22 protein-coding genes are annotated in these 25,625 nt (G+C 63.2%); 16 read left to right on the top strand and 6 right to left on the bottom strand.

Annotated elements, in window-relative coordinates; all coding sequences use genetic code 11:
- Positions 1 to 52 precede the first annotated feature (52 nt).
- The 3 genes from glmM (at position 53) to HGSM_RS00265 (ending at position 2,967) form a co-directional block, all read left to right on the top strand.
- Positions 53 to 1,399, top strand: coding sequence for a phosphoglucosamine mutase (gene glmM, locus HGSM_RS00275; RefSeq protein ID WP_019146739.1), 1,347 nt, complete (start codon positions 53 to 55; stop codon positions 1,397 to 1,399).
- Positions 1,400 to 1,566: 167 nt separating this feature from the next.
- Entirely contained in the window at positions 1,567 to 2,208 is a 642-nt protein-coding gene (locus tag HGSM_RS00270) for a peptide deformylase (RefSeq protein WP_019146738.1), read from the top strand.
- A gap of 15 nt (positions 2,209 to 2,223) precedes the next feature.
- The gene (locus HGSM_RS00265; RefSeq protein ID WP_019146737.1) at positions 2,224 to 2,967 is read left to right on the top strand and encodes a DedA family protein; all 744 of its coding nucleotides are present in this window, start codon (positions 2,224 to 2,226) and stop codon (positions 2,965 to 2,967) included.
- Positions 2,968 to 3,043: 76 nt separating this feature from the next.
- Here HGSM_RS00265 and coaA read toward each other — a convergent pair whose 3' ends face one another.
- Complete coding sequence (coaA, locus tag HGSM_RS00260; protein WP_019146736.1) at positions 3,044 to 3,994, bottom strand: type I pantothenate kinase; 951 nt, start codon at positions 3,992 to 3,994, stop codon at positions 3,044 to 3,046.
- A gap of 301 nt (positions 3,995 to 4,295) precedes the next feature.
- Between coaA and glmS the strand changes: the two genes are divergently transcribed.
- The 3 genes from glmS to HGSM_RS13470 all read left to right on the top strand — a co-directional run bounded on the left by glmS (position 4,296) and on the right by HGSM_RS13470 (position 7,593).
- Positions 4,296 to 6,161: a glutamine--fructose-6-phosphate transaminase (isomerizing) gene (gene glmS, locus HGSM_RS00255; protein WP_040594196.1), complete on the top strand. Its 1,866-nt coding sequence runs from the start codon at positions 4,296 to 4,298 to the stop codon at positions 6,159 to 6,161.
- Positions 6,162 to 6,315: 154 nt separating this feature from the next.
- On the top strand, positions 6,316 to 6,666 hold the full coding sequence (locus tag HGSM_RS00250; RefSeq protein ID WP_019146734.1) for a holo-ACP synthase: 351 nt from the start codon (positions 6,316 to 6,318) through the stop codon (positions 6,664 to 6,666).
- Positions 6,667 to 6,669: 3 nt separating this feature from the next.
- Positions 6,670 to 7,593, top strand: a complete 924-nt coding sequence (locus tag HGSM_RS13470) for a M15 family metallopeptidase (RefSeq protein WP_019146733.1) — start codon at positions 6,670 to 6,672, stop codon at positions 7,591 to 7,593.
- A gap of 92 nt (positions 7,594 to 7,685) precedes the next feature.
- Here HGSM_RS13470 and HGSM_RS00240 read toward each other — a convergent pair whose 3' ends face one another.
- Complete coding sequence (locus tag HGSM_RS00240) at positions 7,686 to 8,672, bottom strand: LLM class F420-dependent oxidoreductase (protein ID WP_019146732.1); 987 nt, start codon at positions 8,670 to 8,672, stop codon at positions 7,686 to 7,688.
- Positions 8,673 to 8,742: 70 nt separating this feature from the next.
- Between HGSM_RS00240 and HGSM_RS00235 the strand changes: the two genes are divergently transcribed.
- From HGSM_RS00235 to tsaD, 7 genes are all read left to right on the top strand, one after another.
- The gene (locus tag HGSM_RS00235; protein WP_019146731.1) at positions 8,743 to 10,443 is read left to right on the top strand and encodes a bifunctional ADP-dependent NAD(P)H-hydrate dehydratase/NAD(P)H-hydrate epimerase; all 1,701 of its coding nucleotides are present in this window, start codon (positions 8,743 to 8,745) and stop codon (positions 10,441 to 10,443) included.
- The gene (locus tag HGSM_RS13960; RefSeq protein ID WP_019146730.1) at positions 10,436 to 11,671 is read left to right on the top strand and encodes a nucleoside/nucleotide kinase family protein; all 1,236 of its coding nucleotides are present in this window, start codon (positions 10,436 to 10,438) and stop codon (positions 11,669 to 11,671) included. Before HGSM_RS00235 ends, HGSM_RS13960 begins: the two co-directional genes overlap by 8 nt.
- Before the next feature lie 84 nt (positions 11,672 to 11,755).
- The gene (gene alr / locus HGSM_RS00225; protein WP_051009581.1) at positions 11,756 to 12,976 is read left to right on the top strand and encodes an alanine racemase; all 1,221 of its coding nucleotides are present in this window, start codon (positions 11,756 to 11,758) and stop codon (positions 12,974 to 12,976) included.
- A 189-nt stretch (positions 12,977 to 13,165) separates the two neighbouring features.
- Complete coding sequence (gene tsaE / locus HGSM_RS00215) at positions 13,166 to 13,711, top strand: tRNA (adenosine(37)-N6)-threonylcarbamoyltransferase complex ATPase subunit type 1 TsaE (protein WP_019146727.1); 546 nt, start codon at positions 13,166 to 13,168, stop codon at positions 13,709 to 13,711.
- Positions 13,712 to 13,754: 43 nt separating this feature from the next.
- On the top strand, positions 13,755 to 14,462 hold the full coding sequence (tsaB, locus tag HGSM_RS00210; protein WP_019146726.1) for a tRNA (adenosine(37)-N6)-threonylcarbamoyltransferase complex dimerization subunit type 1 TsaB: 708 nt from the start codon (positions 13,755 to 13,757) through the stop codon (positions 14,460 to 14,462).
- A 41-nt stretch (positions 14,463 to 14,503) separates the two neighbouring features.
- Positions 14,504 to 15,955: a ribosomal protein S18-alanine N-acetyltransferase gene (rimI, locus tag HGSM_RS00205; protein ID WP_195891313.1), complete on the top strand. Its 1,452-nt coding sequence runs from the start codon at positions 14,504 to 14,506 to the stop codon at positions 15,953 to 15,955.
- A 39-nt stretch (positions 15,956 to 15,994) separates the two neighbouring features.
- Complete coding sequence (gene tsaD, locus HGSM_RS00200; protein ID WP_019146724.1) at positions 15,995 to 17,038, top strand: tRNA (adenosine(37)-N6)-threonylcarbamoyltransferase complex transferase subunit TsaD; 1,044 nt, start codon at positions 15,995 to 15,997, stop codon at positions 17,036 to 17,038.
- Positions 17,039 to 17,144: 106 nt separating this feature from the next.
- Here tsaD and HGSM_RS00195 read toward each other — a convergent pair whose 3' ends face one another.
- The 3 genes from HGSM_RS00195 to HGSM_RS00185 are packed head-to-tail and all read right to left on the bottom strand — an operon-like array spanning position 17,145 to position 20,896.
- Complete coding sequence (locus HGSM_RS00195) at positions 17,145 to 18,461, bottom strand: hypothetical protein (RefSeq protein WP_019146723.1); 1,317 nt, start codon at positions 18,459 to 18,461, stop codon at positions 17,145 to 17,147.
- Positions 18,462 to 18,516: 55 nt separating this feature from the next.
- Positions 18,517 to 19,653 (bottom strand): glutamate--cysteine ligase, encoded by a 1,137-nt coding sequence (locus tag HGSM_RS00190; protein ID WP_019146722.1) that lies wholly within the window; start codon positions 19,651 to 19,653, stop codon positions 18,517 to 18,519.
- Positions 19,654 to 19,672: 19 nt separating this feature from the next.
- On the bottom strand, positions 19,673 to 20,896 hold the full coding sequence (locus tag HGSM_RS00185; protein WP_019146721.1) for a THUMP-like domain-containing protein: 1,224 nt from the start codon (positions 20,894 to 20,896) through the stop codon (positions 19,673 to 19,675).
- A gap of 345 nt (positions 20,897 to 21,241) precedes the next feature.
- Here HGSM_RS00185 and groES point away from each other — a divergent pair, with 345 nt between their 5' ends.
- Positions 21,242 to 21,535, top strand: a complete 294-nt coding sequence (gene groES / locus HGSM_RS00180) for a co-chaperone GroES (protein WP_040594332.1) — start codon at positions 21,242 to 21,244, stop codon at positions 21,533 to 21,535.
- Between the two features lie 161 nt (positions 21,536 to 21,696).
- Here groES and HGSM_RS13955 read toward each other — a convergent pair whose 3' ends face one another.
- Positions 21,697 to 22,005, bottom strand: a complete 309-nt coding sequence (locus tag HGSM_RS13955; RefSeq protein ID WP_019146719.1) for a WhiB family transcriptional regulator — start codon at positions 22,003 to 22,005, stop codon at positions 21,697 to 21,699.
- A 537-nt stretch (positions 22,006 to 22,542) separates the two neighbouring features.
- Here HGSM_RS13955 and HGSM_RS00170 point away from each other — a divergent pair.
- The gene (locus HGSM_RS00170; RefSeq protein WP_230197455.1) at positions 22,543 to 23,898 is read left to right on the top strand and encodes a MerR family transcriptional regulator; all 1,356 of its coding nucleotides are present in this window, start codon (positions 22,543 to 22,545) and stop codon (positions 23,896 to 23,898) included.
- 139 nt (positions 23,899 to 24,037) lie between these two features.
- Positions 24,038 to 25,558: an IMP dehydrogenase gene (gene guaB, locus HGSM_RS00165; protein ID WP_019146717.1), complete on the top strand. Its 1,521-nt coding sequence runs from the start codon at positions 24,038 to 24,040 to the stop codon at positions 25,556 to 25,558.
- The last annotated feature ends 67 nt before the right edge of the window (positions 25,559 to 25,625 follow it).

The following is a 25,625-nucleotide window of genomic DNA, read 5'->3' as shown; positions in this document are numbered from 1 at the left end:
GGGCCTTTGTTCTTTATGGTAGTTACGCAGGTAAGTTAACTAAAGGAAGCACATGTCACGTCTTTTTGGTACGGACGGTGTCCGCGGCCTCGCAAACCGAGATGTCACCGCGGAACTCGCTCTCGACCTAGCCGTTGGAGCAGCTCACGTTCTCGCCCTGCGCGGGGAGTTCGCAGACGGGCACCCACGCGCAATCGTTGGGCGTGACCCGCGAGCATCGGGAGAGTTCCTCTCTGCCGCCGTATGTGCTGGTCTTGCCTCGGCGGGTGTGGACGTCATCGACGTTGGCGTCCTGCCCACCCCAGCGGTTGCGTACCTCACCGGCGAGATGAACGCGGACCTGGGCGTCATGCTTTCCGCATCCCACAACCCGATGCAGGACAACGGCATCAAGTTCTTTGACCGTCACGGCTACAAGCTTGAGGACGACATCGAAGACCAGATTGCCGCCTACATGGGTGAGTCCTGGCAGCGCCCAACCGGCGCAGACGTAGGACGCATCACCACGGACCTCGACGCAATCAACAAGTACGTTGATCACCTGGTGAGCACCGTGAATTACTCGCTGCAGGGCCTTCGGGTTGTGGTTGACTGCGCGAATGGCTCCGCGTCCACCGTTGGGCCCGAGGCTCTCCGCCGCGCCGGCGCCGAGGTCATCGTGATCGGTGCTGAGCCAGACGGCATCAACATCAACCACGAGTACGGCGCGACCGCACCCCGCCGTATGGCCTCCGCGACTGTTGGACACATGGCGCATGCTGGTGTGTCGTTCGACGGCGACGCGGACCGTTGCATCGCATCAGACGAGGAGGGCAACGTGATCGACGGCGACAAGATCATGGGTACCCTCGCACTGGCCCACAAGGAGTACGGAACGCTCAAGAACGACACCCTCGTTCTGACTGTCATGTCGAACCTTGGCCTCAAACTTGCGATGAACGCGAACCGCATCAAGACGATCAACACGGCTGTAGGCGACCGCTACGTGCTCGAGGAAATGCGCAAGGGCGGATATTCGCTTGGCGGCGAGCAGTCCGGACACGTCCTGCTGACCGACTACTCGACCACCGGTGACGGTGTCTTGACCGCACTTCACCTACTCTCCCGATTGGCTGAGAAGCGCGTGAAGATGAGTGAACTCGTGAGCGAGATCCAGTCGCTTCCACAGTCACTCATCAACGTGAAGGGTGTGGACAAGGCAAGCGCCGCTACGAACGAGGTTGTCGCCGACGCCGTCAAGCAGGCCGAGAAGTTCCTGGGGGACACCGGCCGCGTGCTGCTCCGCCCTTCGGGCACGGAGCCTCTTGTGCGCGTGATGGTTGAGGCCAGCTCGCAGGAGCAGGCTGATATGGTCTGCCAGAAGCTCGCGGACGTCGTGCTGGCGGAGCTCGCACTCTGACCTTGGGGCACGTCTCCAGTGTCTCGTGAGATTGAGTTGCGAGAGCCAGATGAACAGCCTAACCCGTAGGCACAATAGCGCTCGCGCGGTAGAACGTTTGTGAACAAGCGCCCATGATTCGGTGGTCACCGTTTCATGGGCGCTTTGTCGTGTGGGAAACTTGCGTAATGAGCACCACAGATCTCCGCGCTTTCGTTTCCGCTTTGCTTGAGGCCCACCCAGACGGCATTCTTCCCTTGGTTCAGTTGGGGCAGCCCGTTCTGCGAGCCGAGGCGGCCGATTATGAAGGGCAACTGGGAGATCTCCTTCCTGACTTCCTTCACGCACTTCACATGACCATGCTCGACGCCCCAGGCGTAGGGGTCGCAGCACCTCAGGTGGGCGTTCCCCTCAAGATTGCGGTCATGCGGGATCCAGGAACGGACAACCCCGAGGACACCCGTGAGCGCACGGCGTTCGAGTACCGGGTCATCATTAACCCCCGCTATGAGCCTGTGGGGGAGAGGGAAGTGAGCTTCTATGAGGGCTGTCTGTCATTCGAGGGCTACCAGGGCGTAGTCGCACGCGCACACCAGGTTCGCCTGCTTGCCACGGACGAAAACGGCGAGGAGGTTGACGAGGTCCTCACCGGCTGGCCAGCACGGATCGCCCAGCATGAGACTGACCACCTGTACGGGATTGTGTACGTGGACAAGGCGGAGACCCGGTCTCTGTCCTCCACAGACAACCTTGTTGCGCTGTGGTCGCAGTCCACGGATCCGGATGCTGCGGCCAGCGCCCTCGACTTCCCCGTAGCGCAGCGCGCGTAAGAGGGTCCACGACGCATGGAATGGCTTTCCCTGGTCAACGATGCTCTCATCGACTTTGCCACCACGTTTGAGGGTTCTCCGTGGCTGTTCCTTGTGCTGTGGGCATTCATTGCACTCGATGGAATCCTACCGATCTTTCCCTCTGAATCGCTCGTCATTGGGGTCATTGCGCTCTCGATGAGCGCGGGATCTCCCAACATCTGGCTGGTGTTTACGGTTGCGATTCTTGGGGCGCTGACGGGTGACCTGTGCGCGTTCCTCATAGGTCGAAAGTTGGGCAAGCGTGATTACGCAGTGTTCCACAGACCCAAGATTGCTCGAATGCTCGCGTGGGCCGAGCGCACGATCATGCGCCGCCCCGCACCTGTGATTATCTCGGCCAGATACATCCCCGTGGGACGCGTTGCAGTCAACTTCACGGCCGGACGCATGGGCTTCCCGTTCCGGGCGTTTGCGTTCTTTGCGGCGACCGCCGCACTCACGTGGGCCGCGTACTCTTCACTCATCGGTGTCGGAGCAGGGGCCTGGCTCAAGGGCCACGCCGTCATTGCTGTGGGTGTGGGCGTTGCGGGTGGTGTGCTCGTGGGCTTCCTCGTGGACCAAGTGCTTCGCCAGGTGCTCTCTTTTGGGCACAGGCGCGGGCATACGTTTGGTGCGGGCATGGAGCAACTGGAAAGCGTTGCGTCGACACCCCGACGCTCAGCCCCACGCGCCGAGGGCAACTATTCGGAGCAGGGTGGGCACGATCGTTGTGAATGAGTAAATCCCAACGCAAAGGTGGCCGGCACATAGTGCCGGCCACCTCTTTATTTTTGACGATTCTGGTTGCGTTCCCCTACAGCTTGCGCAAGCGGACCCGCTCCACGGAGTGGTCCGCGCCCTTGGTCAGGACCAGTGACGCGCGCGAGCGGGTGGGGAGGACATTCTCGATGAGGTTGGGCTCGTTGATCTCTTCCCAGATGCGCTCGGCAGTTGCGATTGCTTCCTCGTCAGAGAGGTCCGCATAGCGCTTGAAGTACGAGTCCGGGTGGGAGAACGCAGTGTCCCGCAGGGATAGGAAGCGGTCCACGTACCAGCGCTTGACGTCCTGGGTCTTGGCGTCCACGTAGATGGAGAAGTCAAAGAAGTCGGAGACCGCCAAGTTGGAACGCCCGCCCATGCTTGGGCGCGCAGGCTGCAGGACGTTGAGACCCTCGATGACGAGGACGTCCGGCTTGTTGACCGTTTGGTACTCGCCGGGGACGATGTCGTACGTCAGGTGTGAGTACACGGGCGCCTGGACAGTAGCGCGGCCTGCTTTGACCTTCATGAGGAAGCGGGTCAGTGCGCGGCGATCGTAGGACTCGGGGAAGCCCTTGCGGTTCATGATGCCGCGACGCTCGAGCTCGGCGTTGGGGTAGAGGAACCCGTCAGTGGTGATCAGGTCCACGCGCGGGGTGTCTGGCCAGCGCGCGAGCATTTCGCGCAGGACTCGGGCGGTCGTGGACTTACCCACGGCAACCGAGCCGGCCACGCCGATCACGTAGGGGGTCCCACCGGACTCTTCCCGCAGGAACGTGTCCGTGGCGGTGTTGAGCCGCTTGGTCGCGCCCACGTATAGGTTGAGAAGTCGCGAGATGGGCCGATAGATCGCGTCGACCTCCGCGAGGTCGATGGGGTCTCCCAGGCCGGCGAGGCGCTCGACATCTTGGTCCGTCAGCGGCAGCGGGGTCGACTCTGAGAGCCGCTGCCAGGCCTGGCGGTCGAGGTCGACGTACGGGGATGCGGGGGCAAGTGAATTAGGCATCAGACAAAATCATGCCGCACAGTGGCCTTTCAGGTCTAACTGTGATGCCGGCCAGGGGTGGTTACACGTGCCCGAGTGCAAAAAACCTACGCAAGTAACCGCGATTCTGTAGCGAATTTCCGCGGATCTGAGCCAGTTTCGCGGTCCGGAGGAACTGTAGAATGTACCGTTACCCCGCATTCACACCGGTCCTCCACTGGAGGGCCCAATGAGTCGAGTAACGCCGTGCGCCACTGCCTCTTTGGTAGGGCGCGAACTACAGCGTGAGTAGGGCCTAGGCCCAGGGAGGACTCAGCTTTTTATGTGTGGAATTGTTGGATATGTAGGATCCGTGGTGCCCTCGAGCCGTCCACAGGACGTCGTACTTGAGGGGCTCGGCCGCTTGGAGTACCGCGGCTACGACTCTGCGGGCATCGCGCTCGTGCGGCCTGGAGCCGGACACGTTGAGGTGGCCAAGAAGTCGGGCAAACTCATCAACCTGCGCGAGGAACTGGCTGCGCACCCGTCTGCGGATGCGACCGCAGCAATCGGGCACACCAGGTGGGCGACGCATGGGCGCCCGAGCGACGTCAACGCGCACCCGCACCAGGCGCTCGACGGAAAGCTTGCGGTGATCCACAACGGCATCATCGAGAACTTTTTCAAGCTGCGCACCGAGCTTGCAGCGCAGGGCATCGTGTTCACCTCAGAGACAGACACCGAGGTGGCTGCGCACCTGCTCGGCCAGGAATTCCTGGCCACGGGCGATCTGACGCAGGCGATGCGCAGCGTGGCCCAGCGCTTGGAGGGCACCTTTACGCTCCTTGCCGTGCATGCAGACCAGCCCGACACTGTTGTTGGCGCGCGCCACGACTCGCCACTAGTGGTTGGCCTGGGCAACGGGGAAAACTTCCTCGGCTCTGACGTGTCAGCGTTTATCTCGCACACCCGAGAGGCGCTGGAACTCGGACAGGACGAGATCGTCACGATCACCCCGAACTCCGTTGAGGTCATCAACTTCGCGGGCGAGCCTGTGGAACTGAACCGCTACACCGTGGACTGGGACGCGGCAGCAGCCGAAAAGGGCGGCTACTGGTCGTTCATGGCCAAGGAGATCGACGACCAGCCTCAGGCGGTTGCCGACACGCTCCTGGGTCGCGTTGACGAGAACGGCGACCTGATTCTCGACGATCTGCGCATCGACGAGTCCGTGTTGCGTGCCATAGACAAGATCATCGTGGTTGCGTGCGGCACGGCTGCCTACGCGGGCCACGTGGCCAAATACGCAATCGAGCACTGGTGCCGCATCCCCGTGGAGGTGGAGCTCGCACACGAGTTCCGCTACCGCGATCCCATCGTCACGACCAGAACCCTCGTGGTGGCGATCTCGCAGTCGGGCGAAACCATGGACACGCTCATGGCAGTGCGCCACGCGCAGGAACAGGGCGCTAAAGTCATCGCGATCGTGAACACCCACGGTTCAACGATCCCGCGCGAGGCCGACGCAGTGCTGTACACGCACGCGGGACCGGAGATCGCCGTGGCATCGACCAAGGCGTTTGTCTCCCAGATCACGGCGACCTACCTGCTGGGCCTGTACTTTGCGCAACTGCGCGGCAACATGTTCCGTGACGAGATCCAGAAGATGCTTGCGGAACTGCGCGAGATGCCGGGCAAGATCCGTGAGGTCCTCGAACGCGCAGGCAGGGTCAAGGAGATCGCACACTGGATGGCGGACACCTCGTCCGTGCTGTTCCTAGGGCGCCACACGGGATTCCCCATCGCGCTCGAGGGTGCTCTCAAACTCAAGGAACTTGCGTACATCCACGCCGAAGGCTTCGCCGCTGGTGAGCTCAAGCACGGGCCCATTGCGCTCATCGAGCCAGGGCTTCCTGTGTTCGTGATCGTGCCTTCTCCACGTGGCCGCGGCCTGCTGCATTCGAAGGTCATCTCCAACATCCAGGAGATCCGCGCTCGCGGCGCCCGCACGCTGGTCATCGCGGAGGACGGCGACACCGCAGTTGAGGCTTTTGCGGACGAGGTGTTCTGGGTGCCACAGGCCCCAACCCTGCTCTCACCGCTGCTGAACGTAGTGCCGCTGCAGATCTTCGCGGCCGAACTAGCCCGGGCCAAGGGGCTGGACGTTGACCAGCCGCGCAACCTTGCCAAGTCTGTGACCGTGGAGTGAGCCGAGCCGCTTAGCTTCCGCGAGAAACGGCCCGATTCCGTGCTGTGAACGAGTCACGGTGCGGAATCGGGCCGTACTTCCTTGTTATCGGGTCTCCCAGCCAATAAGGTGAACTACTGGGACAACTGCGTCACCACCAAACTAAAGGGAAGTCATGATCATCGGTGTGGGAATCGACGTTGTCGACCTTGAGCGCTTTCGCGCCACGGTCGAGCGCACCCCTCGCCTCGTTGAAAAGCTCTTCCACCCTGACGAGCGTGACATGCCGATTGAGTCCCTCGCGGCACGCTTTGCCGCTAAGGAGGCCATCGTGAAGGCCCTCGGCTCGCCCGGCGGACTCATGTGGCACGACGCCATCATTCGACGTGTGACCGGTGCCCGGCCCGTGGTTGAAGTCGTCGGGACCGTTGCCGAGGCCGCGGCAGAGCAGGGCGTCCGGCATTTCCATCTTTCCCTGTCACATGATGGCCCCGTGGCCACCGCAATGGTTGTTGCGGAGGGATAGGGCATGCGCAGTACACCCTTCTACCTAGCCGCACTGGGCCTGTGCGCGGGCATCGGCGCCGGGGCCCTGTTCCTCGGCTCCGAGGAGCCAGAGGCTCCGCCGGCAGCAGAGCAGACCAACGGAGCCAACCCAGGTGCCGAGTCAGACTCCGGCGCCACCGTGCTGGAACGTGACAAGGACTCGTCCTCGCGTGATGACAACCGGTTCTCCTTGGGCGCGGCAACAGATGTCAACCTTGGGTTTGCAGATGAGGGAGACGCCCAACCAGCCGAACCCCCGCAGCCGGAAACGGAGAAGTCAGCGCCGCTGCCTTCGTGCTCGCTGACAAGTACACCCGCCAAGTATGTTGCGTACAAGGATTGGGACCGCACCCTGCTTGACTACACGTACAAGCTCCCCAAGGACTACGCGCCCAACGACCTGGTGTCCGTTGGACGGGCGGGCTTGCGCGGCAACGGGATGGTGCGCGAGTTTGTTGTGGCTGACCTCAAGAAGATGGGGGAGGCTGCGGCAAAGGCCGGCGCCCCGATTGAGATCCAGTCCGGCTACCGTAGCTACGCGGACCAAGAGGTCACCTTCCAGCGTTGGGTCAACACCACGAACAAGGAGCACGCGCTCGTTGCGAGCGCACGTGCCGGACACTCCGAGCACCAGTTGGGAACGGTCATCGACGTCCGTTCCAAGGGCGAGGGCCGGGCTCCCTGGTCGTACGAGGACTGGGCCGATACCAAGGCTGGTGCCTGGATGCTTGAGAACTCGTGGAAGTACGGGTTCATCTTGAGCTACCCCAAGGGCGAGTCAGAGACCACGTGCTACATGTATGAGTCCTGGCACTTTCGGTACATGGGCATCGATGGGGCCCGCGAAATTCACGAGTCTGGGCACACCCTGCGTGAGTACCTCTGGTCCCGTCAGGACACCTCCTAAGACATTAACGACGATCGAGTCACCTGCCGCTGGTAGGTGACTCGATCGCGGTTAATCAGTGAGTTGTGAGGCGCTGGCACCTCACGTGGGCGCTACAGGAAGTTGCGCGCAACCTTGGACTCGAAGAGCTCGATGCTCGAGGTGTCGTACGCCGAGTCCACGAAGTACGTGATTGCGTAGGTCATGCCGAGAGACTCGAGTGTGGCAAGCTTCTCGCTGATCTGCTCTGGAGTTCCCACGAGAGGGCCACTAGCAAAGTTCTCGCGTTCCTTGGCTGCGGAGTTCGGTACGGTCTTGGCGTAGTGCGCCTCGATCCAGTCCAGCTTGTCGGCCACGTCCTTTTCAGTTTCACCGATGACCACGTTGTAGTTGGCCGATCGGGTGATTGCATCAAAGTCTCGGCCTAGGTCATTGCAGTGTCCGCGCAGCACCGTTGACTTGTGTTCGAAGCCCTCCGGTGAGCCATCGAAATTGGTGTACGAGGCGTACTTGGCGGCGATGCGCAGGGTTTTCTTCTCTCCGCCGCCGGCGATCCAGAATGGAATGCCGTCCTCGTGGAGGGGAAGTGGGAAGTTCAGTGCGCCGTCGACCTGGTAGTACGAGCCGTCCAGGGTTGAGATTCCGGTAGTGAAGGCCTGCTCCATGATCTCGACGCCCTCTTCGAGCGCACGCAGGCGGTCTCCGGCCCCGGGGAAGCCGTAGCCGTAGGCGCGCCACTCGTGCTCGTACCAGCCCGCGCCGATGCCCATCTGGACGCGGCCGCCGGAGATGATGTCCGTGGTGGTGGCGATCTTGGCCAGGTATGCGGGGTTGCGGTAGGCGATGCACGTGCACATCTGCCCAAGTTTCACGCGTGAAGTGGTTGCGGCAAAGGCACTCATGAGGCTCCACGCCTCGTGGGTGGCCTCGTGCGTGGGCTCAGGCACGGTGTGGAAGTGGTCGTAGACCCAGATCGAATCAAACACGTCGCCCTGGTCTGCGCGCTGCGCGAGCGAGTTCATGACGTTCCACTGGTCTGCTGGGGCGATGCCGGTCAGCGACTGGCGCCAGCCCTGGGGAATGAAGGTTCCGAATTTCATTTCTCCAATGTACTGGTCACCGCGCGAACTTGGTGGACCGCCCGCAGCGCGCCGGTGGCATGATGGAGGAATGAGGCACGCCTACACAGCCACGCAGGTCAGGGACGCCGAGCTTCCGCTCTTGGAAGCGGGTGAGCCACTCATGGCCCGCGCCGCATTTGCCCTGTATCAGAACGTTGTTACGGAACTGCGGGAACGCCGAGGGGGGCTCGCAGGGTCACGCGCCGCGTTCTTGGTGGGGACCGGGAACAACGGCGGTGACGCCCTGTTTGCCGCCGCGCACATGGCCCGCAGGCCGGTGGGCGTGGACGTGGTCCTGGTAGGGGAGCGCGCGCACGAGTCAGGGCTGACGGCCGTGCGAGGCACCAACGCAAGGGTGCATGTACTTACCGAGTCGAATGTGGAAGGGCTCGTGGCGCTATGCCTGCGGGCGGATGTGCTGGTGGATGGCGTGCTGGGGATCGGTGCGGACACCCCCGCGCGAGGAAGGACCGGCGCGTTTGTTGGTGCGCTGTCGGCGCGGCTGGAGGAGACCCGGCTTGCGGTGGAGAGCCCGGAGGAGACGTGGCTCGAGGCTCCACGTGGGCTAAATCTGACGGCGCCCCGCATTGTGGCAGTGGATCTGCCGAGCGGGATTGATGCAACGAGGGGTGCAATCAGCGGCGGCGCAGGTTTGCTGGGAAACTCCGCTGCTGCACCCGCGATTCTAAGGGCGGATACTACCGTGACGTTCGGGGCGCTCAAGGTTGGGCTGGCTGTTCCGCCCTCGAACGAACTAGCCGGCCGGGTGCACGTAGTGGACCTCGGGCTGGATCTAGGGGAGCCAGTGTGCTCCGTGATCGAGCCGAGCGACTTCTCCTCCGGGCTCTTGCGAGCACTAGTGGCTCGGCCCAGTAGCTCTGCTCACAAGTACGTACGAGGCGTGGTGGGCATCGAAGCGGGCTCCCCGCAGTACCCCGGCGCGGGCATCCTTGCCACGCGCGCCGCGCTCGTCTGTGGCCCGGGCATGGTCCGTTACCTGGGAGAACGCGTGGTATTCGACGCGCTCGTCCCCGCGGCGCCCGAGGCAGTTCCGGCCTACGGCCGCGTCCAGTCCCACCTGATCGGCTCGGGCATGGAACCCGGTGATGCGCTGCGCGCCCGCCTGATCGACCTCCTTGCAAGGGAGGTTCCTGTGGTTGTTGACGCCGGCGCTTTGGCCCTGATTACCAGAGAGTTAGCTGGGTTACTCGGTCCGCGTCACGTTCTGGCCCCGCACGCCGGTGAACTCGCTGGTCTACTGAGCGCGCTCGGAGAACACGTGACGCGCGCCGACGTGGAGGCCAGCCCACTCGCGCATGCGCGCCGCGCCCACGATCTCACCGGAGCCACCGTGGTGGCAAAGGGCCCCGCGACCATCGTGGCAGGCCCCGAACGAACCTTCGTGGCCTCAAGCGGCACGCCCCGCCTCGCCACGGCAGGCTCCGGAGACGTACTGGCGGGAATCCTCGCCGCGTGCCTTGCTCTCGCTTCGGCGGACGCTGAAGCTGGGGGCAGAACGCTGGACGGGGATGACTGGGCGCTCGCGGCGGCGGGAGCCGCCTATCTCCATGGGCGGGCGGGCACTATTGCCGCAGGGGAGTGCTCCGGGCGCGGAGGAAGGGCGGATGAGCCACAGAGCCGGCCCATTCGTGCGAGCGACATCATAGAGTCGATCCCCGCCGTATGCAGCGAACTTGGAGCACCGGCAGCCAGCGCAGCTGCCAACAAGAGCGAGGTACACAATGGCTGAGCAGGACTGGATCGAAGTGAGCCGGCAGGTCAACGCCACACCCCAGCGCACGTGGGAGCTACTCACTGCTGGTCGCAATGAGTGGTGGCCGCAGCTGGTGTTTGACCCCCGAGAGGGCGCACCACTGCGGGAAACCTGGGAGACCGAACAGGGCGAGGGATTCGCGCAGGGCGTGGTGCTAGAGGTCGTACACGGCGAAGCCCTCGGGTTTGAATGGTCCGACTACGGCAGCGAGCCTGCGCTGCGCGCGCGCATCACGCTCGTGCAAGCGTCCGAGCACACCACCCTGGTCAGGGTCACCGAGGACGGGCTGGGTGACGGGCCAGGGAGCGAGGCGCTCAAGGCTGAGCGGATAGAGGGGTGGACCCTTCACCTACGCGACCTCGCTGGCCTAGTGGACCAGCTCAACGCGCCCACACCCCCATACGGCGTGGCACTCGCGGCCACCCCCAGTGACAGCTCGAGCGCCATCGAACTCGAGCTGCCCGAAGACCTTGCGCCAACCCTCCTTGCTCAGCGGATCCTTGCGAGTTTGACCACCTCAAACGAGCCGAGCCGCCTAGACCCGCTCTCCGAAATTGGCCTGCCACGCACGCCCGATTCGCTTGCGGACGGTAAGGACGCCCGTGCCACGGCTGCGCGCACGATCGTGGCAATAGTGGGCCCGCCGGGAGCGGGCAAGACCACATTCGCAACCAAGATCGTCGAAAATCTGGAACGAGGCGGAGTTAAGGCAGCGCAGCTGCCGCTCGACGGCTTTCACCTGTCCAACGCCCAACTGGGCAGGCTGGGACTGAGCGCCGTCAAGGGCGCGCCCGACACTTTTGACGCCCACGGCTACGTGGAGGCGCTGCGCAGGATCGCACGGGGAGAGCACGACGTATACGTGCCGGGGTTCCACCGCGAAATAGAGGAGTCGTACGGCGCCGACGTTGTAGTGCCTCTCGACGCAACCGTGATCATCACCGAAGGGAACTACCTGCTGCTCGATCGCGAGCCGTGGACGCTCGCACGGGAGTTGTGCACGGAGACCTGGTACCTCGAGCCCGACGAACATACGCGCGTGGACCGGCTGGTCCTGCGGCACATCGAGCATGGGAGGTCTCCACAGGACGCGATCGACTGGGCGCTCGGCACGGACCAACGCAACGCCGACGCGATCGCGGCGAGCCGGGGCAGGGCGGATCTCGTGGTGCGGCTTGGAAGCGCGCAACAGCCGCGTTCTTAACACGACCTTTACCGGGCGCGCCCAGCACAAACCCAGCGCGGTGGCAGAATAGAAGGCGTGACTGACACTCCCCGCATCGCGCACATGCCCCTCGCTGCCACAGAACTAGATATCTCGGCCATCGACGCCGCGGCCGCGTACCCGGGGCGAGCGGTCATCAACCTTGCGGCAATCCGCCACAACGTTTCATCCATGGTGGAGAAGGTCCACGCGCACTCACCGAGCACGCACGTGATGGCAGTGGTCAAGGCTGACGCGTACGGCCACGGACTGGTCGAGGTAGCAACGGCGAGCCTCCAGGCGGGGGCGACCTGGCTCGGAACCGCCCAGGCGTCCGAGGCCCTCGTGCTGCGCAGTGCCGGCATCACCGCGCCGATCCTCACGTGGCTGCACGCTCCAGGCATTGACTACGCGGAGCTCATCTCACTCGACATTGACGTATCCGTGGCAACCCCTGAGGCGGCGGAGGCTGTCGCGCACGCCGCGCGGACCCTCGGCCGAGTCGCGCGCGTCCACCTCAAGGTCGACACGGGTCTGGGCCGCAACGGCTATACGCTCGACCACCTGGGAGAAGTAATTTCCCCGCTCATCGCTGCACAGAACGCGGGTGACCTCGAGTTCGTGGGCATCTGGTCGCACTTTGCCTTTGCTGACGAGCCCGAGCACCCCACCGTTCTCGCCCAAGCCGACGTGTTTGACCGCGCAATCGCCATGGCGGAGCAGGCCGGCGCCCACCTTGAGCTGCGGCACATCGCCAACTCGGCGGCCACCCTGACCAACCCGCGCATGTACTACGACCTGGTCCGCCCGGGCCTCGCCGTATATGGGCTTTCACCCTCGCCACAGATCGGTGGTCCTGCACACTTTGGTCTCGTGCCCGCCATGCGCCTCGAGGCGCACCTCGCCACTGTCAAGGAACTTCCCAAGGGCCATGGCGTGTCCTACGGGCACCAGTACACCACCGATGCGGACACCAAGGTGGGCATAGTTCCGCTCGGCTACGCTGACGGGATCCCTCGCCACGCCTCGGGAACCACCGCAACGGGTGGACTCGGTGCGCCTGTGCGGGTGGGCGAGCAACACCTGCGCATCGCGGGAAGGGTCTGCATGGACCAGTTCGTGGTGGACCTGGGCACCGACTCTCATGCGCACGCGGGCGACGTGGCGGTACTGTTCGGGGACGAGAACCACGGCGACCCAACCGCCGAGGACTGGGCTCAGGCCTGCGGCACCATCAGCTATGAAGTGGTGACTCGCCTAGGCGAGCGCATCCCGCGCGTGTACGTGGATCACCCCGTCTCCTAGGCAGACAGCGTGCCCCGGCGGCGCTTGTTGCCGCAATAGCGGCGCCGCTGCGGCCCCGCCGCCTTTTGGTGTGCGCCCGCCATCACTGCCCCTTTCAGCAGAATAGTGACCTGCACCCATACCCACTCTGTGCCGAATGCCATGCGGACGGCGGCTACTGCGGCACACAGACCGGAGGATAATAGGAACGTGACCACTACGCGCATCTACACAACTGATCTTCCTGACGCCGACGCTACGCGCGCGTTCGGAACCCAGCTGGCGGGCCTCCTGCGCGCCGGAGACCTCGTCATGCTGACGGGGGACCTCGGCGCGGGTAAGACCACCCTGACCCAGGGCATCGGCGCTGGCCTTGGCATCCGCGGTCAGGTCGCCTCACCGACCTTCATCATTGCGCGCGAGCACCCATCGCTCACCGATGGCCCCGCACTCGTGCACGTGGACGCCTACCGCCTCGGCTCGCTCGAGGAGGTCGACGCACTCGACCTCGACTCGTCCCTGGACGAGGCCGTGACCGTTGTCGAGTGGGGCGTAGGCCTTGTTGAAGGCATCGCCGGCGACCGTATCGAGATCGTGCTCAACCGCCCGCATGGCGGAATCGACGCGGACACCACAGACATTGACGGCGCCGAGGTGGGAACCCGCGCAGTCACCCTCACCACGTTTGGTGAGCGCTGGGCCGACGTGGACATCACATTCGCCACCCCTGCTCCCGCATCCCACGCGTCCCTCTAGGCGCGGATACCCCCATAAACGTTTGGACAAGTAGGCTAAAACCGTGACTGTTCTTTGTGTAGATACCTCTGCCGCTGTATCCGTCTCGCTCCTGAGCGATGACGGCACCGCGATCGCGTCCCGCACGCTGCGCGAGCAGCGCCGCCACGCGGAGCTGCTCACTCCGCTCATTAAAGAGATTTTCGACGAGTCTGGCTTGGACTCTTCGTCAGTCACCACAGTGGTGGCCGGGACTGGGCCGGCACCGTTCACGGGACTTCGCGTGGGTCTGGTCACCGGCCGGACGTTCGCGTTTGGTGTGGGCACCGAGCCACTTGGCGTGTGCAGTCTTGACGCGCTCGCAGCCGAGGCCGCGCAGATCCACGCGCTGGAAGCGGGAACCAAGGTTCTGGCCGTGTCTGATGCGCGCCGCCGCGAGGTCTACTACGCGCTGTATACGGTGGGGGAGCTTACCGCTCAGGGCGTCCCTGAGGTCACCGTGGTTGAGGGTCCCGAGGTGGCCTCCGCCGCGGACCTGATCGAGACCGGACTCGCTAGGGGCGCAGTTGTAGTGGGTGAGGGTGCCGCACTGTACGCGGAGGCGTTCGCTGGTGCAGACGTGCGCTCCGAACCCGCAGTCCCATCCACCACGGTCCTAGCACAGCTCGCGCTGGCTCGCCGGGGTGCAGGTGTGGACCAGCCCACCACCCCGCTCTACCTCCGCCGTCCGGACGCACAGGTGCCCGGCGCACGAAAGCGCGCACTCGGATGACACCCGGCCGCCACAGCGCACCCAACGTGACGCTGCGCCCCATGCGCGCATCAGACCTCGACCGGATCACCGAGCTCGAGATCGAACTCTTTGGCATGAGTGCGTGGAGCTACTCGGCGCTCTCTGACGAGCTGGGCGCTCCAGGCCGCTGGTACGTGGTGGCACAGTTCGACGAGCAGGTGGCTGCAGGTGACCACCCCGTAGTTGGATACGCAGGGCTATGGTTCGACGGCGATGTCGCCCAGATCATGACGATCGGTGTGGCCAAGAGCGGCCAACATCTGGGGATCGGAACCAAACTCATGGACGCGCTCATTGACCGCGCGATCCAGCTCCGTGCGCAGGCCGTTCTGCTCGAGGTGGCTGTCACCAACGAGCCCGCGATCGCGATGTATACCAAGTACGGGTTTGAGTCGATTCGCGTGCGTAAGCGCTATTACCAGCCGGAGAACCTCGACGCATACGTCATGCGGAAACTCCTCGAGACCACAGCCCCGGTGCCCGCGGACCCCATCTTTGGTGTGGCGAAGGCACGGGGCGAGACCGCAGAGGCGAACACGATCGTCGAGAATCGATACAAAGGGGAGAACGTGACCGCAGCGAGTCCAACCAGCCTCGTGCGTGACCAGGTGTTTATCACCGCGGACCAGCTCGCCCGCGAGTTGGACAACCCGGCGCTGCGCCTGATCGACGTGCGCTGGCAACTGGGCGTGCCCGACGGACGCGAGCGATACGAGACCGCGCACATCCCCGGTGCGCTGTACGGCGACCTGGACACTCAGCTGGCGGCGCCCGCGGACCCCGCGCACGGACGCCACCCGCTCCCCGAACTCGCAGACTTCCAGCGGGCAGTCCGCGGCTGGGGAATCACGCCTGACTCCGAAGTGGTGGTCTATGACGCAGTGGGCGGCACCTCCGCTGCCCGGCTGTGGTGGTTGCTGCGCTGGGCGGGCGTGGACAGCGTCCGCATCCTCGACGGTGGAATCACGTTCTGGGAGGCCCAGGGCCGCGCTGTCGAATCCGGCGTGAACACGACCCTGCCAAGCACCATCGAACTCACCGGCGGTCACCTCGAGACCATCACAGCGGAGGCAGCTGGTGAATTTGCTGACGAGGGCATCCTCATCGACGCCCGCGCAAGCGAACGCTTCCGCGGCGAAGTCGAACCCGTGGACCCCCGCGCCGGACACATCCCAGGTGCCATCAACGTTCCGACCTTCTCACTCCTCGGTGACGACCAGCGGGTCCGCCCCTGGGAAGAACTCATCTCGGTGTTCGAGCAGGCCGGTGTTATCGAAGTACAAGAATCGGGCGAGAGCGACGCGCCATGGCCCAACACCGAGCGCGAAATCGCCGTGTACTGCGGATCCGGAGTGACCGCCAGCCACGAAATCGCGGTGCTCGCATCGCTCGGAATTGAAGCTGCCCTGTACCCGGGCTCGTGGTCCCAATGGTCCAACGACGCCACCAAGCCCGCCTGGACCGGCGAGTAAATCTAAAGGAGAAGCCCGCTCAGCCGGGCGAATAAGAAGATGTCTGAACCACTCATCCTTGGTATCGAAAGCTCATGCGACGAAACCGGAGTTGCTCTGGTGCGCGGCAACGAGCTGCTGTTCGACGCTGTTGCATCGTCCATGGACGAACACGCCCGCTTTGGCGGAATCATTCCCGAGGTCGCGTCCCGCGCGCACCTCGAAGCCATGATCCCGACCCTGCGCCGCGCACTGTCTGAGGCGAACGTTGACCTTTCCGACGTGGACGCCGTGGCAGTGACCGCAGGCCCTGGGCTTGTAGGCCCGCTGACCATCGGTGCCTCCGCTGCGAAGGCACTGGCCCTTGCCATCAACAAGCCGCTCTACGGCGTGAACCACGTGGTCGGCCACGCGGCCGTTGACAAGCTGGTGCACGGTGACTTCCCCGAGAAGTTCATGGCGCTCGTAGTGTCCGGTGGACACTCGTCCCTGCTCCTCGTTGACGACATCGCGACGGGCGTGAACGAACTCGGCTCCACCCTGGACGACGCCGCGGGGGAGGCCTTTGACAAGGTAGGCCGTCTGCTCGGACTTCCATACCCGGGCGGTCCGCACATCGACCGCCTGGCTCGCGAGGGAAACCCCGCTGCGATTAAGTTCCCACGTGCGCTGACGTCCAAGAAGGACCAGGCAAAGCACATGTACGACTTCTCGTTCTCCGGGCTCAAGACCGCAGTTGCGCGCTGGGTTGAGTCCCGCCAAGACGCGGGCCTCGAGATCCCTCTCAACGACGTTGCGGCCTCCTTTGCCGACGCCGTAGCGGACGTTCTGACCGCGAAGACCATCGCTGCCTGCGAACTCCACGGTGTGGACACGCTCGTGGTCGGTGGAGGGTTCTCTGCCAACTCGCAGCTGCGCGACATGGCCGCAGAGCGGTGCGCACAGGCAGGCATCACCCTGCGCATCCCACCGATCAAGTACTGCACCGACAACGGCGCAATGATCGCGGCACTCGGCTCATCACTCGTTGCAGCGGGCGTTGCCCCGTCCAACTTCGACATCCCAGTCGACTCCTCGATGCCGCTGACCGTGACGCACGTCTAGGCTCTGCGTGAGTTGACCGAATGCGAGTGGCCGGCACCCTTCGGGGTGCCGGCCACTCGTGTCTCTCGAGCGCCCGTGGCATCAAACCGGCTGCGGACACTGCGATCTAGCGCGGAGGCGTGAGCCAGACGAAGTCGCTCGTGCCGCGCAGACTCGCCCGCTGGATCGCTATCCCATCACCTAGGTCAATGAGCGCCTGCTGAGGGGCGTCCACGACGAACTGGTAGCCCGTGCCGCTGCGGGTGTCGTAGGCGTACACGCGGCCCACGGTGTCACTCACAGACCATGTGACAACGCCCTCGTGGAGGGAAACACTCGTGATCCAGCCGACCGGGGGTGCTGCGATGATGGTGGTCTTCTTGGTGGCTAGGTCGAGCACCACTACGGAAGCGTCCTGCGAGTAGGCCACCAGATCGCCGTCCGCCACAAGGTTCCCAAATCCTGTGGTTGCCAGGGACGCCGGGTCGCTCCCTGCAATCTCGCCATGGACTGCGCTCATGATCTGACCAAGTGGATTGGTGATATTCCCGGACGTGGTACTTGGTGGAAACTTGTGCACGATCAAGTCCTCGCCAGCGAACGCCGCGTCAACAATGTGTTCCTGTTCAATGTTGAACCCGGAACCGTCCGTGGCAATCGACATGAGGACGGGGACGCTTTCAGGCTCTTGGCCGGGGATGACTTCCATATGCTGCGGTAGGACGTACCCGGTGAACCACAGCCGATCGTGGTGCAGTTTCAACGACGAGGTTCCGTACAAGTATGTGGGCTGGGAGCCCTCATCCTCCGAGGTGGCGATCACTGACGTGGCACCGGTGGTGATGTTTGCGGCTAGGAGGTTCCACCCTGTGGGTTCCTCAAAGGCGCCCACGGGTTCTATCCACCAGGCCTGCGCGCCATCGGTTACGATCTTGAGAAATCCGCCCTGGATGCTCCGGTCAAACATTCGGGGCGTGGAGATCCGGGACCATTCGCCGTCCCGCACTACGCCCACCTCATAGGACTGAGGGACTGTGGGCGGCCACGCAGTTCCTTCCTCTCCCGAGTCCTCTTGGCCGACATAAAGGTACTCATAGCAGCCATCCCCGGTTCCCTTGGCCCCGAGAATGCCACCGTCCTCAAGTATCTCCGCTGGCCACATTGACTCTGCGCAATCTTGGGCCCCGACCTCGGGCAGACCAATTGACTCAAGAGTGGCCGGCCCCACGATAGTGAGATCGTCCAGTCGGACAACTTTGGGTTGCGGGACCTCTGGCGAGTCCGCAAAGTATGTGACCCCGAGAGCAGCAATGATCTCGGCATCCGTCAGCCACGTTGAGGCTTGTGGCGCTGCCCCGCCGGACGGGTCCGGGGTTTGAATGGCTGCGCAGCCGACCAGCACGGAGAGCAGTGCGGCAAGGGCGCCAACCCGCAAGAGCTTCATGGGCAGTCTCTCTACAGAACTCGGGCGGCCGACCGCTGGCCGCAGTACCCCAAGACTACAGGGGCTTACCTGCTCGCAACTCGTTGACCAAGTGGTTTACCACCGCGCCGAGGTCCCCACCTGACCGGCGAGCTACCGCGCGCTGGCGCTGATAGCTCGCGCCCTTGCGAAGGATGACCCGTACGTCGCTCAACTCTTTCTCGCAACCCAACCGGGCAGCTACTGGCTCCAACTCCGTCAGAAGGCGACCAAGATCGTCGGTAATAAGGTCCTCATTGCCGTGCTCATCCAGGATAAGGATGGCATCCATACCGTAGCGGGCGGAACGCCATTTGTTCTCCTGCACAAACCACGGCTGCAGCCGGGGCAGTTCCTTGCCTTGGTCGAGCATGGTGGAGAAGTGTTCCACCAGGCACTGAGTGAGAGCGGCGAGCGCGAGCACCTCGGTGAGGTTCGAAGCGCCGTCCGCGATGCGGGTCTCAATCGTGCCGTAGTGTGGCGACGGCCGGATATCCCAGCGGACCTCGTTGAACTCGTCAATCACGCCGACCTTAGTCATGTCATCAACGTACTTTTCGAGTTCGGACCAGTCCCGGAAATCAAATGGCAGGCCAGCTGTGGGGAGCTGCTGGAACATGAGCGCACGGTTAGACGCATACGCGGTGTCGCTGCCGCCCCAGAACGGCGAGGACGCCGACAGGGACTGGACGTGGCCCTGATAGGTCAACAGGGCGTTGGCGATAGGCAGGACCTTGGAGCGGTCCTCCACGCCAACGTGCACGTGGATCCCGTAAATGAGCATCTGCCGGCCCCACCACTGCGTGCGGTCGATCAGGGTTGCGTAGCGCTGCTTGTCCGTCACCTTCTGATGTGTCCAGCGCGCGAACGGGTGCGTACCCGCGCACATGAGCTCGACCCGCAGTGGATCCGTCAGGGTCTGTAGCAACTCGATCGAACGCGACAAATCCCGCCCGGCGCTCTCCACCGTGTTGCACACGTCCGTGACGATCTCGACGGTGTTGAGCAGCAGCTCCTGGCGGATGTTTGGGTGTTGTGAACCGTCGGGGGAGACCGCGTCCAAGATGGTCTGCGCGACCTGGCGGAGGTCGCCGGAGTCCTTGTCCACGAGAGCAAGCTCCCACTCGATGCCGAGAGTGGAGCGAGCGGAAGAAGCGAACGGGATGGGACACATGGGTGCTCCTAGGGTGTGGTCAGGACGGCTCCACCACGATGGCGGTCTTGGCGTTGTTCACACGGGTCAGGATGAGCGTGGCCTCGTTGTCTCCCTTGAGTGAGAGCTGCGGGCGCAGCTGCTCCGGGGTGACGGAGACGCCACGCTTCTTGATCGTGACCCGCCCCACTTTACTGTCCCTAAGGTAAGCGCGCAGGGCCTTGACGTTAAATGGGATGGCATCTATGACCCTGTATGAGTGCGTGAGGTGCTGGTCATTGGCTGCGAGCACTGCGGCTTGGTCGGAGGTGAAGTACGCGATCGTGGGGTCGAGCATGGTGCCGCTGGCCTCGTTGGTCAGGTGGGCGACGAGACCCGCTCTGATGATCGCGCCATCCGGCTCGTGGATGTAGTCCATGAGGCCGGCGGAGGATTCGACGTGAGGGGCGTGCGGGTCGCGCCCGTCAGCCGTGTATTCAGTGGCCTGCTGTGAGCCGTCCCTGCTGCTCGAGAGCACGAGCGCACCGAGTCCCTCACGCGTGGCAACCTCGCCGAACCACAGGCCGGCCTCCACCACGTCGCCGTCAAGCGAGACCCACTGGGCCTCGCAGCCGTCCGGGACCGCGTCATGCGGGATGCCTGGGCCCACCTTGATGCCCACGCCGCGCACGCGCGAGCGCAGGTTCCACACCGCATCCAGCGGAGGCGCATAGTGGTCGGGGGAGAAGAGCCTGCGACCCGTGCCGTCACGTCGGGCGGGGTCCGCAAAGATGCCCTCGATGCCCTCGGTGGCAAAGTCAGTGGCCAGCCCGTCCGCGTTGCGCACCTGCGCGTTGGGGAATGGGCTCAGGTTCTCGGCGGCGATCGCCGCAGTCAGCTCGTCAATGTCCGTGGACATCACGTCGAGTCCGAGCGCCGCGAACGCCATGGAGTCCGCACCGATTCCGCAGGTCAGGTCCGCGACCTTGGTGATCCCAGCGGCCAAGAACCTGCGCGCGTGGTGTGCCGCAACCGTCAGGCGCGTGGCCTGCTCGACCCCCGCCTGCGTAAAAAACATCCGCTCCGCAAACGGCCCCAGCTTGAGAGCGCCCTTTTCCCGCAGGCGAACCTGCGTGAGAGCGGCCGCGACCAGCTCGGGCTCATACCCGGCCTTGCGCAGTGCCGAGCTCGCGGCCAGCGGGTCCACCTGACCGAGATCTGCGATCTCGCCGAAGAGAGCCGCGCCCCGCGGCGAGGCCAGAACAGAGAGAAGCGCCTTATCCATGGGCCCATTGTTTCACGGGCCCCGGGCACCGGTCCGCGGGGTAGGACTCGCACCGGGGGCTTGCGGCGCTACGCGCCACGATTCAGCCGAGGGCGCACCCGCGCAAGATTCACGACGATTCTGGCCCAGAATCGTCGAAAATCTGCCGGTCCCGCTGGAAAATGCGGGGTGGGCATACTGGCGCATGACGCAGCGCGACTAGCACTCGCCTTGACCGAGTGCTAACACGCGCATACATTAGTTTGTGGAGCAATTGGCATGGAAAGTCTGGCACCGCGACGACAGTCTCTCCCCCCGCCGATTGCCACTTTTGAACTCCTACAACTTTGCGAAAGGGTGGTCCGCGTGTCGGTTTCCATCAAGCCGCTTGAAGACCGCATCGTCATCAAGACGATTGAGGCTGAAGTAACAACCCCATCCGGCCTTGTCCTTCCAGACACCGCCAAGGAAAAGCCACAGGAGGGCGAGGTCCTCGCTGTTGGCCCAGGCCGTGTTGACGACAACGGCAACCGCGTCCCCGTTGACGTAGCCGTGGGTGACAAGGTCATCTACTCCAAGTACGGCGGCACCGAGGTTAAGTACGACGGCCAGGAGTACCTCATCCTGTCCGCTCGTGACGTTCTCGCAGTCATCGGCTGATCTAGCTTACGTAACCACAAAGCGCCGGCACCCTTTGGGGCCGGCGCTTTGTGGTCTCTCCTGCGCTCTGTTTATGTTGCGCGATGGCGAGTTAAGTCGAGATTTCTGGCGGAATGACTCCCTTGCATCCCTGAGCAAAAGTGGCGGTAGGTCGAGCAAGGTCAAGCGGAGTGGGCGCGGACGGCAGCCTTCCGGTCACGCTCGGCGAGTATCGCATTGCGCTCATCCTCGGATAGCCCTCCCCATACGCCGTACGGCTCGCGGACCCTGAGAGAAGCTTCGCGGCATTCCATGAGTACCGGGCAAGTGGCGCAAATGGCCTTGGCCTTCTCTGCGCGGCGGCGTCGGGTTGAGCCGCGTTCTCCCTCTGGGTGGAAGAAAAGCGTGTCATCCGCATCGCGACAAGATCCCTGGTACTGCCATTCCCACAGTTCGATGACTGGTCCTGGCAAGCGTGAAACATCGGCCATGATGGTACCTCCGTCTATCGGTAAACTTCGCTGGTGCCAACTCCTGTGCGCGGGTTACGTGGAGTTCCGCGGTCCTAGGGCCAGTACGGGCTGCAAAGTACTTTCCACGTCCTTTGAAGGTCCGCTTGAGAAGGACCGCGCAATATAGAATCTATAACGAGTCATTACTTATTCAAAGAAAATGAGCGGGTGAAACGCTCCATGACCTGTTCATGTTCGTTTCAAGGGTTGGCTTTTGGTGGCAGGAAGCAAGCGTCGTCGAGCGTAGAATTGGCATTGTGCTGCTGAAATGCGCTTCTGCTGATATGCGGAACAGAGATGCGTGGTCTCGTGAAGCGTTAACGAAGCGAATTCGGTATGCTATAGAGCGTTTCACCCGGTTTGGATTTGGTGAAGGTCCGTTATGCGCGGTTGTTTGAGATGCGAGATTGAGGAACCGGCGTGCATGATTGGGAGGAGCAACAGTCCTACGGACATCATGCAGCACAGTTCCGCGAACCCCTGGAGTGATTGCGCTGAAAACGATTCAACTTCTACATGACACGATTGCCACACGACATGTCCGATAACTCAACGAACCTGACTGACACACCTGCACAGGAATCTGGGCAGACGTACGCGGTTGCAGCGGTGGCGAAGGCGCTAGGAATCGCGCCAGCAACATTGCGCACGTGGGCTCGGCGTCATGGGGTTGGACCGACTGTGCACACCACCGGTACTCACCGACGCTACGGCGAGAGTGACATTGCACGTCTCTTCCTCATGAGATCATTCATCCTGCGCGGTGCGACGGCCAGTGAAGCCGCGAAGCTCTCTCTGACCCGAGTGAGGCAGGGGATCTCGATAGTCCAAGCCCGAGAAGCCTTCACTGAAGCGCTGATCGAAGCTGGTGTCGGCGGACAGGGAGAGCTCAGTAAGGCTCTCGAAAATCATGCCGAAGCCGGCGCTCTTAGCTCGGTTCCCGTCGAGCCCGTCACTCCCATTGTCATGAGAAGTGGGCTCACCCCAGAGGAGCCTGGGGCGCAGGCTAATGCGCCAGAGCTCCATGGAGTTGATTCACCCGAAGCGGAAAGCCAGCTCGCCTACGAAGAAAGTATCCAAGACAATGCGGAGGATGGCCCGGTACCGCTCGAGCCCCGACGCTTGCGAATCGCAGTTCCGGACGAATCTGTTATTGAGCCGACCGACTACGGCCGACGCGCATCCGAACTCGTGGCAGCGGCGCTCCGCGATGACATTCCCAAGTGCACCGAACTGATCAGAGTCCACCCCACGGAGGACATCATCCTGTGGTGGAAACTGTTCCTGCGCCCTGCGCTTGACCGGCTCGAGAACCAGACCGTACTCGCTGCTGCGGGTCACCACCCTCGGGTGCTCCTTGGGTATCTAGGGCTGAGGGCAATCCAAGACTTCGTGGCGCGATCGAGCGCGGATGCGGGCGCGACGGCCGCGAGTCGGATGCACCCATCGCGGCTCAAGAACATCGCGTTGGTTTTTACCATCCCGGCGGACGAACTGGCGCTTCCGGCGCATGTACTGGCTGCTGCCTTACTCGACAAGAACTGTAATGCGCACGTGGTAAGCGGAAGTGAAAAGGAGGATCGCGCGCTCGAACTGGTGCGAATGATTCGCCCTTCCTGCGTGGTATTCGAAACCAGTCACGGTGATCCTGATGTGGACTTCCTGCGCCGTTTGGACGACGCCTTCCCTTCCCTTCCTATTTATGTGGGCCCCGGTGCAGACGTTGAAGTAGGGGACCTAGTCACTCGACCACACGTGATCCGGATTCGCTCATTCATGGCACTGTTCCACGAGGTGTACGGAACGTTGCGCTCCAAGTCCTTTGACGCCGACTACTGGGACGACTCACAGGGCGTGCTCACAGCCCGGTAGGTAAACGTGCGCCCACTCAGCGGGCGGAATGAGAGCCTCGCCATAGGCAAGCGTTAAACGTGCTCGATCCCGGCGTGGTTCTCGTCTCATTGGACAGGGGCAAGGAATATCTCGAGACGATTCGGCGTAATATTTTGACATGACCGACTTGCTCACCTCCCAGTCGAACGATCCATTTGGTTTCCTCGGATTGACGTACGACGACGTCCTGCTTCTCCCTAACGAAACAGACGTCATCCCATCCGAAGTTGACACCACGAGCCGTCTCACCAAAGACATTTCGCTGAAGGTTCCACTCATCTCAGCGGCCATGGACACCGTCACCGAGTCGCGCATGGCCATCGCTATGGCGCGCCAGGGCGGTATCGGCATCATCCACCGCAACCTGTCCATCGAGGACCAGGCGCGCAACGTTGACACCGTCAAGCGCTCCGAGTCCGGAATGATCACCGACCCAGTGACCGTTGGACCTGACGCCACGATCGAGGAGCTCGACGAACTGTGCGGTCGCTACCGCGTTTCAGGGCTCCCCGTGGTGGACGGGGAGAACACGCTCCTCGGTATCATCACCAACCGTGACCTTCGCTTTGTGCGCCCCGAGGCGTTTGCGACCACCAAGGTCCACGAGGTCATGACCAAGATGCCTCTCATTACCGGACCGGTGGGCATCTCCCGTGAGGACGCAGCACACCTGCTCGGCAAGAACCGCATTGAGAAGCTCCCGCTTGTTGACGAGGGTGGCCACCTCAAGGGCCTCATCACCGTCAAGGACTTTGTTAAGACCCAGCAGTACCCAGATGCCACCAAGGACGAGGAAGGTCGCCTGCGCGTTGGCGCGGCAATCGGCTTCTACGGTGACGCAATGGACCGCGCACGTGCGCTCGCCGAGGCCGGCGTTGACGTCCTCGTTGCAGACACCGCGAACGGCCACGCTCGCCTCCTGCTCGACATGATCCGCAACCTCAAGAAGGACCCGTTCTTCAAGAACGTCCAGATTATCGGTGGAAACGTTGCCACGTACGCAGGTGCTCGTGCACTTGCTGAGGCCGGCGCGGACGCCGTCAAGGTCGGCGTAGGCCCAGGCTCGATCTGCACCACGCGCGTTGTCGCGGGTGTTGGTGTGCCACAGGTGACCGCGGTCTACGAGGCCTCCAAGGCAGTACGTGAGTTCAACATCCCGGTCATCGCGGATGGTGGACTCCAGTACTCGGGTGACATCGCGAAGGCACTCGTTGCCGGCGCTGAGTCAGTCATGCTCGGCTCGCTCCTTGCGGGCTGCGACGAGTCCCCAGGCGACCTCGTGTTTGTCAACGGCAAGCAGTTCAAGCACTACCGCGGAATGGGTTCGCTCGGTGCTATGGCGTCGCGCGGCAAGAAGTCCTACTCCAAGGACCGCTACTTCCAGGCTGACGTAGCCTCCGACGACAAGATCGTTCCAGAGGGCATCGAGGGTCAGGTCCCTTACCGCGGCCCACTCGGATCGGTCGCTTACCAGCTCACCGGTGGTCTACACCAGTCGATGTTCTACGTTGGCGCGCGCACCATCACTGAGCTCAAGGAGCGCGGCAAGTTCGTGCGCATCACGGCTGCGGGCCTCAAGGAATCGCACCCGCACGACATCCAGATGACGGTCGAAGCACCAAACTACGGCCGGAACTGATTGTGGGGCGTAAGAAACGCCCCTCACCCTTGCCTGTGAAGGACGGGCTCAACCCCGTCCGCATGCA

The sequence above is a fragment of the Timonella senegalensis JC301 genome, from assembly GCF_000312125.1.
In the GTDB taxonomy this organism is placed as follows: Bacteria; Actinomycetota; Actinomycetes; order Actinomycetales; family Cellulomonadaceae; genus Timonella; species Timonella senegalensis.
This window is presented reverse-complemented; position numbering and strand designations above follow the sequence as displayed.

What these genes read in the sequence shown, in the direction of transcription:
- HGSM_RS13955 (WP_019146719.1), bottom strand. Translation starts at nt 22,005, where the DNA reads ATGGCCGATGTTTCACGCTTGCCAGGACCAGTCATCGAACTGTGGGAA.
- HGSM_RS00240 (WP_019146732.1), bottom strand. Translation starts at nt 8,672, where the DNA reads ATGAAATTCGGAACCTTCATTCCCCAGGGCTGGCGCCAGTCGCTGACC.
- alr (WP_051009581.1), top strand. Translation starts at nt 11,756, where the DNA reads ATGCCCCTCGCTGCCACAGAACTAGATATCTCGGCCATCGACGCCGCG.
- HGSM_RS00250 (WP_019146734.1), top strand. Translation starts at nt 6,316, where the DNA reads ATGATCATCGGTGTGGGAATCGACGTTGTCGACCTTGAGCGCTTTCGC.
- HGSM_RS00235 (WP_019146731.1), top strand. Translation starts at nt 8,743, where the DNA reads ATGAGGCACGCCTACACAGCCACGCAGGTCAGGGACGCCGAGCTTCCG.
- glmM (WP_019146739.1), top strand. Translation starts at nt 53, where the DNA reads ATGTCACGTCTTTTTGGTACGGACGGTGTCCGCGGCCTCGCAAACCGA.
- rimI (WP_195891313.1), top strand. Translation starts at nt 14,504, where the DNA reads ATGCGCGCATCAGACCTCGACCGGATCACCGAGCTCGAGATCGAACTC.
- HGSM_RS13470 (WP_019146733.1), top strand. Translation starts at nt 6,670, where the DNA reads ATGCGCAGTACACCCTTCTACCTAGCCGCACTGGGCCTGTGCGCGGGC.
- HGSM_RS00265 (WP_019146737.1), top strand. Translation starts at nt 2,224, where the DNA reads ATGGAATGGCTTTCCCTGGTCAACGATGCTCTCATCGACTTTGCCACC.
- HGSM_RS00195 (WP_019146723.1), bottom strand. Translation starts at nt 18,461, where the DNA reads ATGAAGCTCTTGCGGGTTGGCGCCCTTGCCGCACTGCTCTCCGTGCTG.
- HGSM_RS00270 (WP_019146738.1), top strand. Translation starts at nt 1,567, where the DNA reads ATGAGCACCACAGATCTCCGCGCTTTCGTTTCCGCTTTGCTTGAGGCC.
- tsaD (WP_019146724.1), top strand. Translation starts at nt 15,995, where the DNA reads ATGTCTGAACCACTCATCCTTGGTATCGAAAGCTCATGCGACGAAACC.
- HGSM_RS00185 (WP_019146721.1), bottom strand. Translation starts at nt 20,896, where the DNA reads ATGGATAAGGCGCTTCTCTCTGTTCTGGCCTCGCCGCGGGGCGCGGCT.
- coaA (WP_019146736.1), bottom strand. Translation starts at nt 3,994, where the DNA reads ATGCCTAATTCACTTGCCCCCGCATCCCCGTACGTCGACCTCGACCGC.
- HGSM_RS00170 (WP_230197455.1), top strand. Translation starts at nt 22,543, where the DNA reads ATGACACGATTGCCACACGACATGTCCGATAACTCAACGAACCTGACT.
- guaB (WP_019146717.1), top strand. Translation starts at nt 24,038, where the DNA reads ATGACCGACTTGCTCACCTCCCAGTCGAACGATCCATTTGGTTTCCTC.
- glmS (WP_040594196.1), top strand. Translation starts at nt 4,296, where the DNA reads ATGTGTGGAATTGTTGGATATGTAGGATCCGTGGTGCCCTCGAGCCGT.
- HGSM_RS13960 (WP_019146730.1), top strand. Translation starts at nt 10,436, where the DNA reads ATGGCTGAGCAGGACTGGATCGAAGTGAGCCGGCAGGTCAACGCCACA.
- HGSM_RS00190 (WP_019146722.1), bottom strand. Translation starts at nt 19,653, where the DNA reads ATGTGTCCCATCCCGTTCGCTTCTTCCGCTCGCTCCACTCTCGGCATC.